The 16759-nt window shown below is 72.1% G+C and carries 10 protein-coding genes; 3 read left to right on the top strand and 7 right to left on the bottom strand.

What is annotated here, in order from left to right:
* Together tmk and topA are read right to left on the bottom strand one after the other, a co-directional pair.
* Positions 1–2956, bottom strand: a 2956-nt coding sequence (tmk, locus tag AC13HU_RS12080) for a dTMP kinase (RefSeq protein WP_483041811.1), incomplete at its 3' end; no start/stop codon positions are given.
* Positions 2957–3200: 244 nt separating this feature from the next.
* Positions 3201–6008 carry a type I DNA topoisomerase gene (gene topA, locus AC13HU_RS12075; protein WP_483041810.1) on the bottom strand — a complete coding sequence of 936 codons (2808 nt, stop codon included), beginning with the start codon at positions 6006–6008 and terminating at the stop codon, positions 3201–3203.
* A 467-nt stretch (positions 6009–6475) separates the two neighbouring features.
* Here topA and AC13HU_RS12070 point away from each other — a divergent pair, with 467 nt between their 5' ends.
* Positions 6476–7069: a hypothetical protein gene (locus AC13HU_RS12070; protein ID WP_483041809.1), complete on the top strand. Its 594-nt coding sequence runs from the start codon at positions 6476–6478 to the stop codon at positions 7067–7069.
* The gene (locus AC13HU_RS12065) at positions 7066–7482 is read left to right on the top strand and encodes a DUF2752 domain-containing protein (protein WP_483041808.1); all 417 of its coding nucleotides are present in this window, start codon (positions 7066–7068) and stop codon (positions 7480–7482) included. The genes AC13HU_RS12070 and AC13HU_RS12065 overlap by 4 nt, the downstream gene beginning before the upstream one ends.
* A gap of 166 nt (positions 7483–7648) precedes the next feature.
* Here AC13HU_RS12065 and AC13HU_RS12060 read toward each other — a convergent pair whose 3' ends face one another.
* The 5 genes from AC13HU_RS12060 to bldG form a co-directional block, all read right to left on the bottom strand.
* A complete protein-coding gene (locus tag AC13HU_RS12060) occupies positions 7649–9259 on the bottom strand; it encodes a DUF7059 domain-containing protein (protein ID WP_483041807.1) in 1611 nt (536 codons plus the stop codon).
* A 162-nt stretch (positions 9260–9421) separates the two neighbouring features.
* Positions 9422–10006 carry a small secreted protein gene (locus tag AC13HU_RS12055; protein ID WP_483041806.1) on the bottom strand — a complete coding sequence of 195 codons (585 nt, stop codon included), beginning with the start codon at positions 10004–10006 and terminating at the stop codon, positions 9422–9424.
* Positions 10007–10217: 211 nt separating this feature from the next.
* On the bottom strand, positions 10218–12677 hold the full coding sequence (locus AC13HU_RS12050; protein ID WP_483041805.1) for a sodium-translocating pyrophosphatase: 2460 nt from the start codon (positions 12675–12677) through the stop codon (positions 10218–10220).
* A 316-nt stretch (positions 12678–12993) separates the two neighbouring features.
* Positions 12994–13413 (bottom strand): ATP-binding protein, encoded by a 420-nt coding sequence (locus AC13HU_RS12045; protein WP_483041804.1) that lies wholly within the window; start codon positions 13411–13413, stop codon positions 12994–12996.
* 80 nt (positions 13414–13493) lie between these two features.
* The gene (gene bldG, locus AC13HU_RS12040) at positions 13494–13835 is read right to left on the bottom strand and encodes an anti-sigma factor antagonist BldG (RefSeq protein WP_031520166.1); all 342 of its coding nucleotides are present in this window, start codon (positions 13833–13835) and stop codon (positions 13494–13496) included.
* A 191-nt stretch (positions 13836–14026) separates the two neighbouring features.
* Between bldG and AC13HU_RS12035 the strand changes: the two genes are divergently transcribed.
* Positions 14027–16609, top strand: a complete 2583-nt coding sequence (locus AC13HU_RS12035; RefSeq protein WP_483041803.1) for a DEAD/DEAH box helicase — start codon at positions 14027–14029, stop codon at positions 16607–16609.
* Positions 16610–16759: the final 150 nt, after the last annotated feature.

Genomic DNA, 16759 nt, shown 5'->3' with positions numbered 1-16759 from the left:
ACTCGGTGGTCTCGTCATTGCTGCCCGACGTCTCGGGCCGGGGCGCGGGCTCGGGCGTGATCGGGGTCATCACGGTCGTCGTCTCCGAGGAGGACGACGCCGGCGGCGCGACGGCCGGCAGCACCGCGGTCCGGTCGGAGTCCGTGACGTCGTCGGGCCCCGCGTCGGGCGCGTCCGTCACCGCGGGCAGCACCGTGGTCTCGTCGGCGTCGGACGTCGAATCGGACGTCGAGCCGGGCGCCGCGCCGGAGTCAGCGTCGGAGTGGCCGGAGCCGGAACCGGAGTCAGCGTCGGAGTCGGAGCGGGAGTCGGCCGGCGGCGCGTCCGACACCGCGGGCAGCACCGTGGTCTCCTCGGCGTCGGAGGCGGCTGCGGCAGCAGCTCGCGCCGCCTCCGCGCGCAGCAGCGCCTCCTCGGCCTTGCGCTGCTTCTCCTGCCGCTTCTCGGCCGCTTCGGCGCGCAGCCGCGCCTGTTCCTCCGCGAGCCGCCGCAGGCGTTCCTGCTCGGCCGCGCGTGCCGCCTCCTCGGCGGCGAGCCGGGCGTCCTCCTCGGCTTGGCGACGGGCGGCCTCCTCCGCGGCGAGCCGGGCCGCCTCGGCCTCCTGTGCGGCCTTGCGCTCGGCGATCTCGCGGCGCGCGGCCTCCTCGGCGGCGAGCCGGCGCTCCTCCTCCTCGCGGCGCAGCCGGTCGAGCTGCTCCTGGCGCTCGCGGGCCTGCCGCTCCTCCTCGGCCTTGCGGGCGGCCTCCTCGGCGGCGAGCCGGGCGGCTTCCTCGGCCGCCTTGCGCTCGGCCTCGGCGCGGGCCTCGATCTCCTGGGCGGAGAGCGGCAGCATGCGGTCGAGCCGGTGCCGTACGACGGTGGTGATCGCTTCGGGGTCCTGGGCCGCGTCGACCACGAGGTAACGCGCGGGGTCGGCGGCGGCGAGCGTCAGGAACCCGGAGCGCACCCGCTGGTGGAACTCGGCCGGCTCGGACTCCAGCCGGTCCGGGGCCTCGGTGAAGCGTTCCCGGGCGGTCTCCGGCGGGACGTCGAGGAGCACGGTGAGGTGCGGGACGAGCCCGTCGGTCGCCCAGCGGGAGATCCGGGCGATCTCGGTGGGCGCGAGGTCGCGTCCGGCGCCCTGGTAGGCGACGGAGGAGTCGATGTAGCGGTCGGAGATGACGATGGCGCCGCGATCCAGGGCGGGCTTGACCACGGTGTCGACGTGCTCGGCACGGTCCGCGGCATAGAGCAGGGCCTCGGCGCGGTGCGAGACCCCGGCGGAGGAGACGTCCAGGAGTATGGAGCGCAGCCGCTTGCCGACGGCGGTGGCGCCCGGCTCGCGGGTGACCACGACCTCGTGGCCCTTGGCCCTGATCCACTCGGCGAGCGCTTCGACCTGGGTGGACTTGCCGGCGCCGTCGCCGCCCTCGACCGCGATGAAGAAGCCGGTGGCGGCGGGTCCGGTGGTCGGTTCCGCGCCGCGCAGCGCCTCGCGCAGGTCACGGCGCAGCGGCACCCCGCGGCGGTCGTCGGTCTTGCCGAGGACCAGCGCGGCGACCGGCAGCAGCAGCGCGCCGACCAGGATCAGGGTGTACGCGGCGCCGCTGTGGTCGAAGGTGAAGCGGCCGTCCTGGATGCGGTGCGGGCCGATCGCGGCGGCCACCAGCGGCCCGCCGATCGCGGCCACGGCGAGCGTGGCGCGCACGACCGCGTGCAGGTGCTCGACGGTCCGCACCCGGCGGGACTCCTCGGTCTCCTGCTCGATCAGGGTGTGTCCGGCGTTCGCGCTGATGCCCGCGGCGGTGCCGGCCAGCAGTGACAGCAGCAACACGGTGGCCTGGTCGGGTACGACGCCGGTCAGCAGGAGCGCGACGCCGGTGACGCCGGTGCCCACGGCCAGCAGGCGGCGGCGGGAGAGCCCGGGCAGGGTGTGCGGGGCGATCCGGATGCCGATCACGGTGCCGGCGGTCAGCGCCAGGACCAGCAGGCCGAAGCCGGTCGGCCCGAAGCCGAGGGCGAGCGCGTGCAGGACGGCGACCGCGACGGCGACGGCGATCGCCCCGGCCGCGGCGGCGGTGGCGAGCACCAGCAGCGGCAGCGCGCCGGTACGACCGCGCTCGGCACCCGCCGGGCCCTTCGGCAGCCGCAGGCCCTGGAGCGGGGAGTGCGGCTTCGCGGCGCTGCCGGCGGGCAGCTCCAGCAGGTACAGCACGGCCATCGAGGACGAGAAGAGCCCGGCGGTCACGTACGACGACAGCGCGACCTGGTGCAGGTCGAACCAGTCGACGCCCACCGCGATCAGCGTGTTGACGAGGGTGACGACCACCAGGGACGCCGCGGCCAGCGGCAGCGCGACGAAGCTCGTACGCAGGTCGAGCCGCTGCAGCGTGGCGAGGTGGTCGGGCGCGGGCCGTACCGACGTGTCGCCCGGCGAGGGCAGCAGCCCCGGGGCGGCGCCGTCCTTCGCGACCGCCCACAGGCGCTCGGCGAGTCCGGCGACGAACGCGGTGGCCAGCAGCCACAGGTGCGCCGAGTGCGGGACCCATGTGACCCACAGCGGGGCGACGATGAACAGTGCGAGCCGTACGCCGTCCGCGCCGATCATCGTCCAGCGCCGGTCCAGCGGGCCGCTCTCCGCGGTCAGCCCCGTCAACGGCCCGAGCAGCACGGCGCCGAAGAGGAGGGTGGCCGCCAGGCGGGCGGCGAACACCGCGGCGACGCAGTACGCGACACCCCGATAGCCGCCGCCGAACGAGTGCGCGGTGATGGTCGCCTGCACGGTGAGCACGAGCAGCACCAGCAGGCCGAGGCGGTCCGCGACCGCACCCGTCAGTTGCGCGCTCCACAGCCTGCGCAGCGCGGGAATCTTCAGCAACGCGCCCACGGCACGCTCACGGGAGTCTGCCGAGAGGTCGGTCGCGAACGCCTCGGTGACGTCTGCCGCGGGGTGCGCTGGCTGCTCGGATCGCGTCATTCTGACAGCCTATCCGGCTCACCCGAACCAAACGTGTCCACCCGAACAAACCAACGGTCTCCCCCGGCCCGACGGATGTAGGGTGCCCCTCCCCAGGGCGCGGGTGCCCGGGTGGAAGTCGTCCAGCACTGACATCCACCACTGACATCACCGCCTACGTCCATTTAAGGACGCGGTGAGCTACGGCCGGGCCACCACCGTGGAGCGCCGGGACCGCAGGCCCGGCGCTCCCGGTTCGGCACCTTCACTCCTTGGCGGAGCTCGCCTTCTTCGCCGCCGCCTTCTTCGTGGCCGCGGCCTTCTTCGCGGGCGCCTTCTTCGCGGCCGTCTTCTTGGCGGGAGCCTTCTTCGCCGGCGCCTTCTTCGCGGCCGTCTTCTTCACCGGGCCCTTCGCCCGCTTCTCCGCGAGGAGTTCGTAGCCACGCTCGGGGGTGATCGTCTCGACGTCGTCCTCGCGGCGCAGCGTCGCATTGGTCTCGCCGTCGGTGACGTAGGGACCGAAGCGGCCGTCCTTTACGACGACGGGGCGCTCGCTGACGGGGTCGGTGCCCAGTTCCTTCAGCGGGGGCTTGGCCGCGGCGCGGCCGCGCGCCTTGGGCTGGGCGTAGATCGCCAGCGCCTGTTCGAGGGTGATGGTGAAGAGCTGGTCCTCGCTCTCCAGGGAGCGCGAGTCGGTGCCCTTCTTCAGGTAGGGGCCGTAGCGCCCGTTCTGCGCGGTGATCTCGACGCCCTCGGCGTCGGCGCCGACCACCCGGGGCAGGGACATCAGCTTGAGGGCGTCGGCGAGCGTGACCGTGTCGATGGACATGGACTTGAAGAGGGAGGCGGTGCGCGGCTTCACCGCGTTCTTGCCGGTCTTCGGGGTGTCCTCGGGCAGTACCTCGGTGACGTACGGCCCGTAGCGGCCGTCCTTGGCGACGATCGGGCGGCCGGTGTCCGGGTCGGTGCCGAGCGCGAACTCGCCGCTGGGCTTGGCGAACAGCTCCTCGGCCAGCTCGACGGTCATCTCGTCCGGCGGCAGGTCCTCGGGGATGTCGGCGCGCTGGTGGTTGTCCTCACCGCGCTCGCCCTTCTCGACGTAGGGCCCGTAGCGGCCGACCCGCAGCATGATGCCCTCGCCGACCGGGAACGAGGAGATCTCGCGGGCGTCGATGGCGCCCAGGTCCTCCACGAGTTCCTTGAGGCCGCCGAGGTGATCGCCGTCGCCGCCGTTTGCGGCGGCGGCCGGGGCCGCGGCGCCGTCGCTCTCCGCGCCGAAGTAGAACCGGCGCAGCCACGGCACCGCCTGCGCCTCACCGCGGGCGATCCGGTCGAGGTCGTCCTCCATGGAGGCGGTGAAGTCGTAGTCGACCAGCCAGCCGAAGTGCTTCTCCAGCAGGTTGACCACGGCGAAGGAGAGGAAGGACGGGACGAGCGCGGTGCCCTTCTTGAAGACGTAGCCGCGGTCGAGGATGGTGCCGAGGATCGTGGCGTAGGTCGACGGGCGGCCGATCTCCTTCTCTTCCAGCTCCTTGACCAGGCTCGCCTCTGTGTAGCGGGCGGGCGGCTTGGTGGAGTGGCCGTCGGCGGAGATCTCGTCGGCGGTCAGCGGGTCGCCCTCGGTGACCTGCGGCAGCCGGCGTTCGCGGTCGTCGAGCTCCGCGTTGGGGTCGTCGGCGCCCTCGACGTATGCCTTGAGGAAGCCGTGGAAGGTGATGATCTTGCCGGAGGCGGAGAACTCGGCGTCCCGGCCGTCGGAGGCGGCGCCGCCGACCTTGACCGTGACGGACTGGCCGACCGCGTCCTTCATCTGGGAGGCGACCGTGCGCATCCAGATCAGTTCGTAGAGCCGGAACTGGTCGCCGGTCAGGCCGGTCTCGGCGGGGGTGCGGAAGCGGTCGCCGGAGGGGCGGATCGCCTCATGCGCCTCCTGGGCGTTCTTCACCTTGCCCGTGTAGACCCGCGGCTTGTCCGGCAGGTAGTCGGCGCCGTAGAGCTGGGTGACCTGCGCGCGGGCGGCGCTCACGGCGGTCTCGGACAGCGTGGTGGAGTCCGTACGCATGTAGGTGATGAAGCCGTTCTCGTACAGCTTCTGGGCTACCTGCATGGTGGCCTTCGCGCCGAAGCCGAGCTTGCGCGACGCCTCCTGCTGGAGGGTGGTGGTGCGGAACGGCGCGTACGGCGAGCGGCGGTACGGCTTGGACTCGACGCTGCGCACCGAGAACTGCGAGTCGGCGAGCGCGGCGGCCAGCGCCCGGGCGTGCTCCTCGTCGAGGTGCAGCACCGCGGCGCTCTGCTTGAGCGCGCCGGTGGAGGCGTCGAAGTCACGGCCCTGGGCGACCCGGCGGCCGTCGACCGCGACGAGCCTGGCGTTGAGCGTGGCGGGGTCGGAGGCATCGCCGGCCCGGCCGGTGTTGAAGACGCCGGTCAGGTCCCAGTACTCGGAGGTGCGGAAGGCGATCCGCTCACGCTCGCGCTCGACCACCAGGCGGGTCGCCACGGACTGGACCCGGCCCGCCGACAGCCGCGGCATGACCTTCTTCCACAGCACCGGGGAGACCTCGTAGCCGTAGAGCCGGTCGAGGATACGGCGGGTCTCCTGGGCGTCGACCAAGCGCTGGTTCAGCTCGCGCGGATTACGCACGGCCTCCTGGATGGCGTCCTTGGTGATCTCGTGGAACACCATCCGGTGCACCGGCACCTTGGGCTTGAGGATTTCCTGCAAATGCCAGGCGATGGCCTCGCCCTCGCGGTCCTCGTCAGTGGCCAGGAATAGTTCGTCGGAGTCCTTGAGGAGATCCTTGAGCTTCTTGACCTGTGCCTTCTTGTCGGCGTTCACGACATAGATGGGCTGGAAATCGCTGTCCACATTGACGCCCAGCCGCGCCCACGGCTGGCCCTTGTACTCCGCCGGCACTTCGGCGGCCCCGTTGGGGAGGTCGCGGATGTGCCCGACGCTGGCCTCGACGACGTATCCAGGGCCGAGATAGCCCTTGATCGTCTTCGCCTTGGCAGGCGACTCGACGATGACGAGTCGGCGGCCGCCCTGTGCGGTCTCGCGGGTCGGGGACAACTTCGCTCTTCTCTCCGGTTCGAAGGGGTGTCGCTGCGGAGTGTGACCGTACCTCCTGGGCCCGTGTCAAACGGGAAAAGTCCGCAACGCCACTCGAACGGTAACCCGATGTACGTTCTATCCACACCGGCGGGGTCCTCCAGCAGGCTACGTCCACGGGCTTGATCCTGCCCGAAATCGCGCTTTCCGACCCCCGCGGCTCAAAGCCGCTCCGCTGCCGACTCTACGTCCGCTTCGGCGGACGGCCACACGGGCGGTACGGCGGCGGTGCGGCAGGTGCCGAGGCAGTGGTGCGGCCGGCGGCCCGGCCGTGCGGGCGGTGCGGCGGCGGTCCGCGCGGAGTTTCTGTAGCCGGTTTGTATCAAGGGCAGTACGGGACGCGGGGCACCGGGTGCTGCAAAAATGGTCACGGACAGGCGGATGACCGATCCGCGCGACGGTGGAAACGCAGGGCAGGGGGACGCGTCATGTCCGACCAGAATCCGTACGCGGGCAAGCCGTACGGGGACAACCCGTACGAGAGCCGGCCGGAGTACGGAAACCCGTCCCCGTACGGCGAGACCGCCGGCTACGGCGACCAGGCGGGCTACGGCTATCCGCAGCACCCGCCGACCATGCTGAGCGGCAGCAGCGACTGGCAGCACAGCGCGCCCACGGCGATGGGCGGCGACGGCGGCTGGCAGCACCAGGCGCCGCTCGGGTACGGCGGGACGGGTGCGGCCACGCTGCTGACCATCGGCGACATCGCGGTGACGGGCGACGGCATCATCACACCGGCCGGCGCCCTCCCGTTGCGCGGCGCGGTGTGGACGGTCTCCGACATGAGCCGCACCGAGGAGAGCACGCCGGCGTACGCGATCGTGCTCGCGGTGATCTTCTTCTTCGCCTGCCTGCTGGGGCTGCTCTTCATGCTCATCAAGGAGCGCAAGACCACCGGCTTCATCCAGGTCACCGTGCACAGCGGCGGCCGCTACCACGCCACGATGATCCCGGCCCGCGGCCCGAACGACGCTTTCGCGATCAACCAGCAGGTCAATCACGCGCGTTCGCTGTGCGTGTGAGCTACCAGACCACCGCGCCGCCCCGCTCCGAGCGGTGGCGTCCGCACCCGGCGGTCGTACCGCTGGCCACGCTCACCGCCGGGGTGGCCGCGTCCGCCTATCTCTACCGCACCGACCCGCACCAAAGCGGGCACTTCCTGCCGCGCTGCCCCTTCAACTGGCTCACCGGCCTGCTCTGCCCCGCCTGCGGCGCCACCCGCCTCGCCTACGACCTCCTCCACGGCGACCCCGTACGGGCCTTCCACGAGAACGCCCTGGTCCTGGTCCTCTCCCCCGCGCTGGTCTGGATGTTCGGCCGCTGGGTGGTCGAGGGCCTGCGCGGCCGGCGCTGGCAGCCGGTCCTGCGCCCGCGGGTCCAGTACGCCCTGCTGGTGGTGGCGGTGGCCTGGACGGTGTTCCGCAACCTGAACTGAGGGGGTTGGACCGACCGGCAATTGGAGGGTGGGAGAAGGAACGGGTCGAGGGCCGAGTCCGGGCGGTGCCGACGAAAGAGCCATGGCGGAGCCCTGGTGACTGAGGAGAAGCCGTCCGGGCGGGAGTCATCGGCCCGCGACGCCGCCCTCCATTTGCCGGTCGGTCCTATTCGGGGACCGGGGCGAGGAAGCCCTGCTCGACCAGGAGGCGGATCGAGGCGGGCGTGCGGTCGCGCAGCACCACCGGGTCCTCGTTGAGGAGTTGGGCGATGGCATCGATGATGCGGCCGGCCGGCAGCGTGCCGTCGCAGACCCCGGCGAACCCAGCGCCGACGGTGTCCACCTTCGTGGCCCGCCGCATGCCCCGTGCGGAGCGCAGCACCACGTGCTCGGGGTCCTCCGCCCCCGGCAACCCGACCTGCTCCTGCACCACGTCGGGCGCGAGGGTGAACCGGGCGGCGAGCAACGCCGCGTCGTCCTGCCCGCGCAGGAAGTCCTGCCGGCCGAACCAGTCGGCGATGTAGGGCCCGAGCGGCTGCTCCACCGGGTGCGGCCACTCCTCCGCGGTGACCGAGGGCTGTTCGGCGCCGGACCTGCGCAGCGTGATCCAGCCGAAGCCGATGCCGTTGACCTTGTGCCGTTCGAAGTCGTCCAACCAGGCGTCATAGCGCCGCGCGTACGCGGCCGGGTCGGCGTGGTGGTCGCCCCCGTCGCGAAGCCACAACTCGGCGTACTGCGCCACGTCCTGCACCTCGCGCTGCACGATCCACGCGTCGCACCCTGCGGGCAGCCAGGACGTGACGCGCTCGCGCCAGTCCTGGCCCTCGGTGTGCTGCCAGTTGGCGAGGAGCTGGCAGTAGCCGCCCTCGGTGAGGTGGTCGGCGGACTGCTGGACGAGTTCGCGGCACAGGTCGTCCCCCGCCATGCCGCCGTCGCGGTAGGTGAACCGCCCCGCCGGGGAGATCACGAACGGCGGGTTCGACACGATCAGGTCGTACCGCGCGTCCCCCACCGGCGCGAAGAGGCCGCCCTGCCGCAGTTCCGGCTCCGGCGCACCGGACAGCGCGAGGGTGAGCCGGGCGAAGTGCAGGGCGCGCGGATTGACGTCGGTGGCCGTCACCTGCGTGGCGTGCCGGGACGCGTGCAGCGCCTGCACGCCCGAGCCCGTACCGAGGTCGAGTGCGCTGCCGACCGGCTCGCGTACGGTCAGCCCGGCGAGCGTGGTGGACGCGCCGCCGACGCCCAGCACCAGGTCGGCCCGGTCGACGCCGGGCGCGCTGCCGATGCCGCCCGCGCCGCCGACCGCGCAGCCGAGGTCGGAGACGATCCACCAGTCGGCGCCGGAATCCCCGGCGTACGGGCGTACGTCGACGGTGGCGCGTACGTCGTCGCCGTCGCGGAGCAGCCAGCCGGCGGCCTCGTAACGGTCGAGTCCACCCGCGGTGCCGCCGCCTGCTCCGCCGAGGGCGGCGCGGGCGCGGGCGAGCGGGACCGCCTGCTGGAGCAGGAAGAGCCGGACCAGGGTCTCCAGGGGGCTGCCGCCGCGGGTGGCGCGCAGCGCGGGGACGGTCTCGGCGCGGGACAGGGCCGCATAGGCGACGGCTCCGAGCAGTTCCAGGCAGCCGTCGGCGGTGAAGTCGACGGCGAGCAGGTCGGCGCGGAGGGCGGGCGCGGCGCCGGGATCGGGCAGTGGGCGGCCGGAGCCGCCCGGGTGGTGCGGGAAGTGCGGACCGCCGGTCGGCTGGGTCGGGTTGCTCGGATCGCTCACACCCCTCATTGTCCCGGAATCCGGGGAGGGGCGCCGTACCGCGGACCGGTGCGGTCCGCCTGGGCCGTCCGGCGCGCGGCGATGGGGCGTGCGGCGCGGACGGCTTCCGACGTTCGGCGGACGGCGGACGGCTTCTGGCGGACGGCGTCCGGCGTGGGGCGTGGGGCGTGGTTACGAGGCCGTCGGGCTGGCGCTCGTCGAACCGCCGGAGACGCCACGGCAGCCGGGCTGCTGGGCGAGGGCCTTGCCCATGTCGCCCTGGCGGAGGGTGTCGAGCGACTTCTGCCCGTTGGCGGCGGTCTGCTTGAGCGAGGTGGAGACGCCGCCGAGGCCGGCCGCGAACTTGGCCTGGTCGCTGGTTTCCAGACCGTCGACCTGCTTCTTCAGCGCGGCGTACTGCGCGGACTGCTGGTTGAACACGCTCACCGCGTTCTGCTGGAATTTCGCGCCGCCGTCGCCGGGCGCGGCACCCGCCTTGCTGAAGATCCCGGCGAGCGACTTGTACGCGTCGGAGATCGACTGGAAGGCGGCGGAGTCGGCGCTCTTCACGTCCTGCGGCTTGCCACCGCTTTCCACCTTGCTGAGCGACGTGTTCGCGGCGTTGATCTTGCCGAGTTGGACCCCGGCCTGGTCGCAGACGCCCTTCGCCCAGTCGTCCTGCTTCTTGCCGGTGTCGTCACCGCCGCACGCGGACACCGCGAGCAGCACGGCCGCACTGCCGGACAGCGCGGCCAAGAGCTTCTTCTTCACCTTCACCGGGCGATCCCTTCCGTGGCCTTCGGCCCCGGAACATACACGGCCGGGCGGTACCCCTCCCGCAGACCTGACCGCTGTTGACACCTTTTATCTGATATTCAAGCTATTCGTCGCATGTACTGAACCGCAGGTGGGCGGCGGATACGCGGACCTCGTACGGTTCTGCCCGCGCGTCCGCCGCCCACCTGGCGGTGTGACATTTCACACGAGGTCAGGCGGTGGCCCTGGAGTCACCGGCGGCGCCGCCGCTGCTGCTGCTCCCGGTGCCGCCGCTACCGCCACCGCCACCGCCAGCGCTGCCCGCGCTGCCCACGCTGTCGTCGCCGACCGTGATGCCGCGCCGCTTGGACACGTACACCGCGATCACGATGACCGCGAGCGCCGCGATCGCGACCGGCACCCGTACCGCGAGGTTGGCGTCCACGCCGTAGCTGAACTTCACCACGGCGGGCGCGATCAGCAGCGCCACCAGGTTCATCACCTTCAGCAGCGGGTTGATCGCCGGGCCGGCGGTGTCCTTGAACGGGTCGCCGACGGTGTCGCCGATCACTGTGGCGGCGTGGGCCGCGCTGCCCTTGCCGCCGTGGTGGCCGTCCTCCACCAGCTTCTTGGCGTTGTCCCACGCGCCACCGGAGTTGGCGAGGAAGACCGCCATCAAGGTGCCCGCGCCGATCGCGCCCGCCAGGTAGGCGGCGAGCGAGCCGATGCCGAGCGAGAAGCCGACCGCGATCGGGGCGAGCACCGCGAGCAGGCCCGGGGTGGCCAGCTCACGCAGCGCGTCCTTGGTGCAGATGTCCACCACCCGTCCGTACTCGGGCAGTTCGGTCCCGCTCATGATCCCGGGGTGCTCGCGGAACTGCCGGCGCACCTCGAACACAACGGAACCGGCCGACCGGGACACCGCGTTGATCGCCAGACCGGAGAAGAGGAACACCACCGCCGCGCCGAGCAGCAGCCCGACCAGGTTGTTCGGCTGCGAGATGTCCAGGCTCAGCCAGCGCGCGTCGGACGCGGCCGGATGAGCCTTGCCCACGGCGGTGTCGACGGCCTCCTTGAACGACCCGAACAGCGCGGTCGCGGCCAGCACCGCGGTGGCGATCGCGATGCCCTTGGTGATCGCCTTGGTGGTGTTGCCGACCGCGTCGAGGTCGGTGAGCACCTGGGCACCCTCGCCGCGCACGTCGCCGGACATCTCGGCGATGCCCTGCGCGTTGTCCGAGACCGGGCCGAAGGTGTCCATGGCGACGATCACGCCGACCGTGGTCAGCAGCCCGGTACCGGCCAGCGCCACCGCGAACAGCGCCAGCCACACCGAGGTACCGCCGAGCAGGAACGCGCCGTAGACGGCGAGCGCGATCAGCACCGCCGAGTACACCGCGGACTCCAGACCGAGCGAGATGCCGGAGAGGATCACCGTCGCCGGGCCGGTCAGCGAGGTCTTGCCGACATCGCTGACCGGGCGCCGGGAGGTCTCGGTGAAGTACCCGGTGAGCTGCTGGATCAGCGCGGCCAGCACGATGCCGATGGCCACCGCGACCAGGGCGAGCACCCGCGGGTCGCCGCCGTGGCCGGTGATGTCGGAGCCGACGCCCTTGAGGTCGGCATAGGAGGAGGGCAGGTAGACGTAGCTGGCTATGGCCACGCCGACCAGCGAGATCGCCGCGGAGATGAAAAAGCCGCGGGTGATGGCGGTCATGCCGCTGCGGTCGCCGCGGCGCGGGGAGACCGCGAAGATGCCGACCATGGCGGTGAGCACGCCGATCGCCGGGATGAGCAGCGGGAACGCCAGCCCGGAGTCGCCGAAGGCGACCTTGCCGAGGATGAGGGCGGCCACCAGGGTGACGGCGTAGGACTCGAACAGGTCGGCGGCCATGCCGGCGCAGTCCCCGACGTTGTCGCCCACGTTGTCCGCGATGGTGGCGGCGTTGCGCGGGTCGTCCTCGGGAATGCCCTGCTCGACCTTGCCGACCAGGTCGGCACCGACGTCGGCGGCCTTGGTGAAGATGCCGCCGCCGACCCTCATGAACATCGCCAGCAGCGCCGCGCCGAAGCCGAAGCCCTCCAGCACCTTGGGCGCGTCGGCCTTGTAGATCAGCACCACCGCGCAAGCGCCGAGCAGGCCGAGGCCCACGGTGCACATGCCGACCACGCCGCCGGTCCTGAACGCGATCCGCATCGCCCGGTGCGAGACGGAGGTCAGGTCCGCGGGCGGCTCACCGGGCCCGGGGGTCGCCGACCTGGCCGCGGCGGCGACCCGCACATTGCTGCGGACCGCGAGCCACATTCCGATATAGCCGGTGATCGCGGAGAAGACCGCACCGACCAGAAAGAAGATCGACCTGCCGATTCGCTGCGACACATTGTCGGCGGGCAGCAGCATGAGCAGGAAGAACGCCACCACCGCGAAGATCCCCAACGTGCGGAACTGCCGTGCGAGATAGGCGTTTGCGCCTTCCTGCACGGCAGCGGCGATCTTTTTCATGCTGTCGGACCCCTCGTCCGACCTGAGCACTTGGCGCACCAGCACCCAGGCGAGCGCGAGGGCGGCGAGCGCGACGACCGCGATGATCCAGACCAGGGTACGGTTCCCGCTGGTCAGTACCGGCGCCGCGGCCAGCGGGTAGTGAGGAGAGTTGAGCGACCCCGGGTAAGGGGTGAGTGGCCCCGCCATTCGTCCTCCTTGACGTTTGGCGCATGGGCGTGCGGCTCCTACGGCTGATCAAGCCGCAACGCTCAGGCGAGCTGAGCAAGATGGACGGATTGTAGGGAGCAGCAGAAGATCACAAAAGGGTGCTCGCAGGGAATTCCCACGGTAAAGGAGGCGGCACGATTCCGCGCGGCGCGAAAATGGCCGACCGGGGGCTCCTCTTCGATCTACGAGGGCCGCTTTCTCGATCTACGGGAGAGGCCGTGGCCTGTGATCCATACGGGGGGCCGTCGGCTGATCGACACGGCGGGCCGTCGGCTCCACGCGGAGACGTTCGCCGCTACACGGAGACCGTCGGCCAGGTCATCCGGATCACTCCACCGCGGTCGCCGTCGATCACCTCGACGTCGTCGACCAGGCCGCTGATGACGGCCAGGCCCATCTCGCCCTCGTCCTCGGCGGCGTCGTCGGTGGGCGGGCCGTCGGTGCGGCCGCCACCGGTCGCGTTGCCGGGGACCTCGTCGACGACCTCGATGGAGAACTTCTTCTCTTCCTCGTTGAGCAGCACGCGCACCGGCTCTTCGACGCCGTTGTTGCGGTGCAGGCCGACGGCGCGGCTGCACGCCTCGCCGACCGCCAGCCGAACCTCGTCCAAGGACGCCTCGTCCACCCCCGCTCGGCGCGCCACCTGAGCGGCCACGAGCCGTGCGGTGCGCACATGCTCGGGCTGGGCGCTGAAGAGCAGTTCTACGGTGGGCATGGGGCTCCCCCTCCGGTCCTGTGGTTGGGCATCACAGGGGCCCGGACGGTGGTCCGTCCGGTGCCCCTCTCGGACGAACGTCAGTCGGTCGCCGCGACAGCCTCGTCGACCGAGGTGTGAATGGGGAACACCTTGGTCAGACCGGTGATTCGGAAAATCTTCAGAATCCGCTCCTGGTTGCACACCAGACGCAACGATCCTTCGTGCGCACGTACCCGCTTGAGCCCACCGACGAGCACACCCAGGCCGGTCGAGTCGAGGAAGTCGACTCCCTCCATGTCCACGACGAGGTGGTAACTCCCGTCGTTCACGAGCTCCACCAGCTGCTCACGCAGCTTGGGCGCGGTGTACACATCAATCTCGCCGCCGACCTCGACGATCGTGCGATCGCCGACGGTTCGGGTCGACAGGGACAGGTCCACTGATCCTCCAGCACCTTGCATCGACGCGGCGCCCCCCTGGGGCCTCCACCGAAACGTTAACGGTAGTGGCGACTCCTCCACCGACAGGTGGGGGAAGGAGTTGGGCCGCGATGGCATTCAATCACTTCGCGGTGGGCCCGCACGACGCCTTACTGCGATTGTCCGTCATGCCGGTGACACACTGAGTGCCGATGGCCCAGGATCAACTTCCGCAGTCGGCGCACGGCCGCCCGTCCCCACGGACCGCTTTGGAGCGGCTCTCCGCGGGGACTGACCGCGCCGTACGCATCACCCATACGGAGCACCTGCCCCCGCGGGTCGGCCGTCATGCATCTTGGCCGGAGGGCATCCGTCCCGAGGTCGTCGACGCGATTCGCGCCGCCGGGATCGACCGTCCGTGGGAGCACCAAGCGCTCGCCGCCGGACACGCGCTGCGCGGCGAGTCGGTGGTCGTGGCGACCGGCACCGCCTCCGGCAAGTCGCTGGCGTATCTGGCGCCGGTGCTGAGCGCGCTGCTGCCGGAGCAGCGCGGGTCCGATGACGCGGGCGGCGGGCCGGGGACTCCGGACGGGCCGGCCGGGGGGCGCGGTGCGGTGCCCGGGCAGGGAACGGGCGACGGTTCGGATGCTGGTGCAGGTGCAGGTCCAGGTACAGGTGCCCGTCGTGGTGCCGGGCCGGGTGCCGGGCGTGGCGGTACGGCCGCGGCACGGCGGGCCGGTGCCGGAGCGGCAGGTGCGCGCGGGCCCACCGCGCTCTATCTCGCGCCCACCAAGGCGCTCGCCGCCGACCAGCGCCGCGCGGTCAGCGCGCTCGCGGCCCCGCTCGGCACAGCGGTACGCCCCGCGGTCTACGACGGCGACACCCCGTTCGAGGAACGCGAATGGGTCCGCCGGCACGGCACCTACGTCCTGACCAACCCCGACATGCTGCACCGCGGCATCCTGCCCGGGCACGCCCGCTGGTCCTCCTTCCTGCGCGGCCTGCGCTACGTCGTCATCGACGAGTGCCACACCTACCGCGGCGTCTTCGGCTCCCATGTCGCCCAGGTGCTGCGCCGCCTGCGGCGGATCTGCGCCCGCTACGGTGCCGAGCCGGTCTTCCTGCTCGCCTCCGCCACCGCTGCCGACCCGGCCCAGGCCGCCACCCGCCTGACCGGCGTGCCCGTCGTCGAGGTCACCGAGGACACCTCGCCGCGCGGCGAACTCGCCTTCGCGCTGTGGGAGCCGCCGCTGACCGAACTGTCGGGCGAGCACGGCGCCCCGGTCCGCCGCACCGCCACCGCCGAGTGCGCCGAACTCCTCACCGACCTCGTCCTCCAAGGCGTACGGACCGTCGCCTTCGTCCGCTCCCGGCGCGGCGCGGAACTCGTCGCACTCATCGCCCAGGAGCGCCTCGCCGAGATCGACGCCTCGCTCCCGCAGCGCGTCGCCGCCTACCGCGGTGGCTACCTGCCCGACGAGCGCCGCGCCCTGGAACGCGACCTGCACTCCGGCCGCCTGCTCGGCCTGGCCTCCACCTCCGCCCTCGAACTCGGCGTGGACGTCTCCGGCCTCGACGCGGTCCTGCTGGCCGGCTATCCGGGCACCCGCGCCTCCCTGTGGCAGCAGGCCGGGCGGGCCGGGCGCTCGGCCCAGGGCGCGCTCGCGGTCATGGTCGGTCGCGACGACCCCCTGGACACGTATCTGGTCCACCACCCCGAGGCGATCTTCGAACGGCCCGTGGAGTCCACCGTCCTCGACCCGGACAACCCGTACGTCCTCGCGCCGCACCTGTGCGCGGCCGCCGCCGAGCTTCCGCTGACCGACGACGACCTGGTGCTCTTCGGGCCCGAAGCCGCCGACCTGGTACCGCAGTTGGAGAAGCGCGGGCTGCTGCGCCGCCGGGCCACCGGCTGGTACTGGACCCGCCGGGAGCGGGCTGCCGACCTCACCGACATCCGTGGGGAGGGCGGCACCCCGATCCAGGTCGTCGAGGCGGGCACCGGGCGTTTGCTGGGCACCGTGGACGCGTCCTCGGCCCACACCACCGTCCACGAGGGCGCCGTCCACCTCCACCAGGGCCGCACCTACCTCGTACGGCACCTGGACCTCGACGACTCCGTCGCCCTGGTCGAGCGCGCCGACCCGCCCTTCAGCACGATGGCCCGTGACACCACCGACGTCCGCGTGCTGTCGACCGACGTCGAGGAGCCCTGGGGCGACGCCCGCATCCACTTCGGCTCCGTCGAGGTCACCCACCAGGTGGTGTCCTACCTGCGCCGCCGGCTGCTGACCGGCGAGATCCTCGGTGAGTCCAAACTCGACCTCCCTCCGCGCACCCTGCGCACCCGCGCCGTCTGGTGGACCGTCACCGACGCCCAGCTCGACGCCGCCGGCATCCATCCCGAGGAGTTGCCCGGCGCTCTGCACGCCGCCGAACACGCCTCCATCGGCCTCCTCCCGCTCTTCGCCACCTGCGACCGCTGGGACATCGGCGGCGTGTCCATACCGCTGCACGCCGACACCGGCCTGCCCACCGTCTTCGTCTACGACGGCCACCCGGGCGGTGCGGGCTTCGCCGAACGCGCCTTCCGCACCGCCCGCAGCTGGCTCGCCGCCACCCGTGAAGCCATCGCCTCCTGCGAGTGCGACCACGGCTGCCCCTCCTGCGTGCAGTCGCCCAAGTGCGGCAACGGCAACGACCCGCTCGACAAAGCCGCCGCCGTCCGCCTCCTGGACTGCCTGCTCGCCTCGGGCGGGGACCAGCAACCGCGGGCCGCGGACCAGCGGCCGTAGCCCGCGCTGCGCGAGCCGCACCGGTCGAGCCGGACCATCCGCCGGGCCCGGCACCGACGTGTACGCCGGGCCCGCCCGCGACCTCACCCGCGCTCCCCCGACCTCGGCGACGACGTCGGACACCTCCCCCACCACGACACACCCGCGCAG

This window comes from Streptomyces sp. NH27 (assembly GCF_056859195.1).
This window is presented reverse-complemented; position numbering and strand designations above follow the sequence as displayed.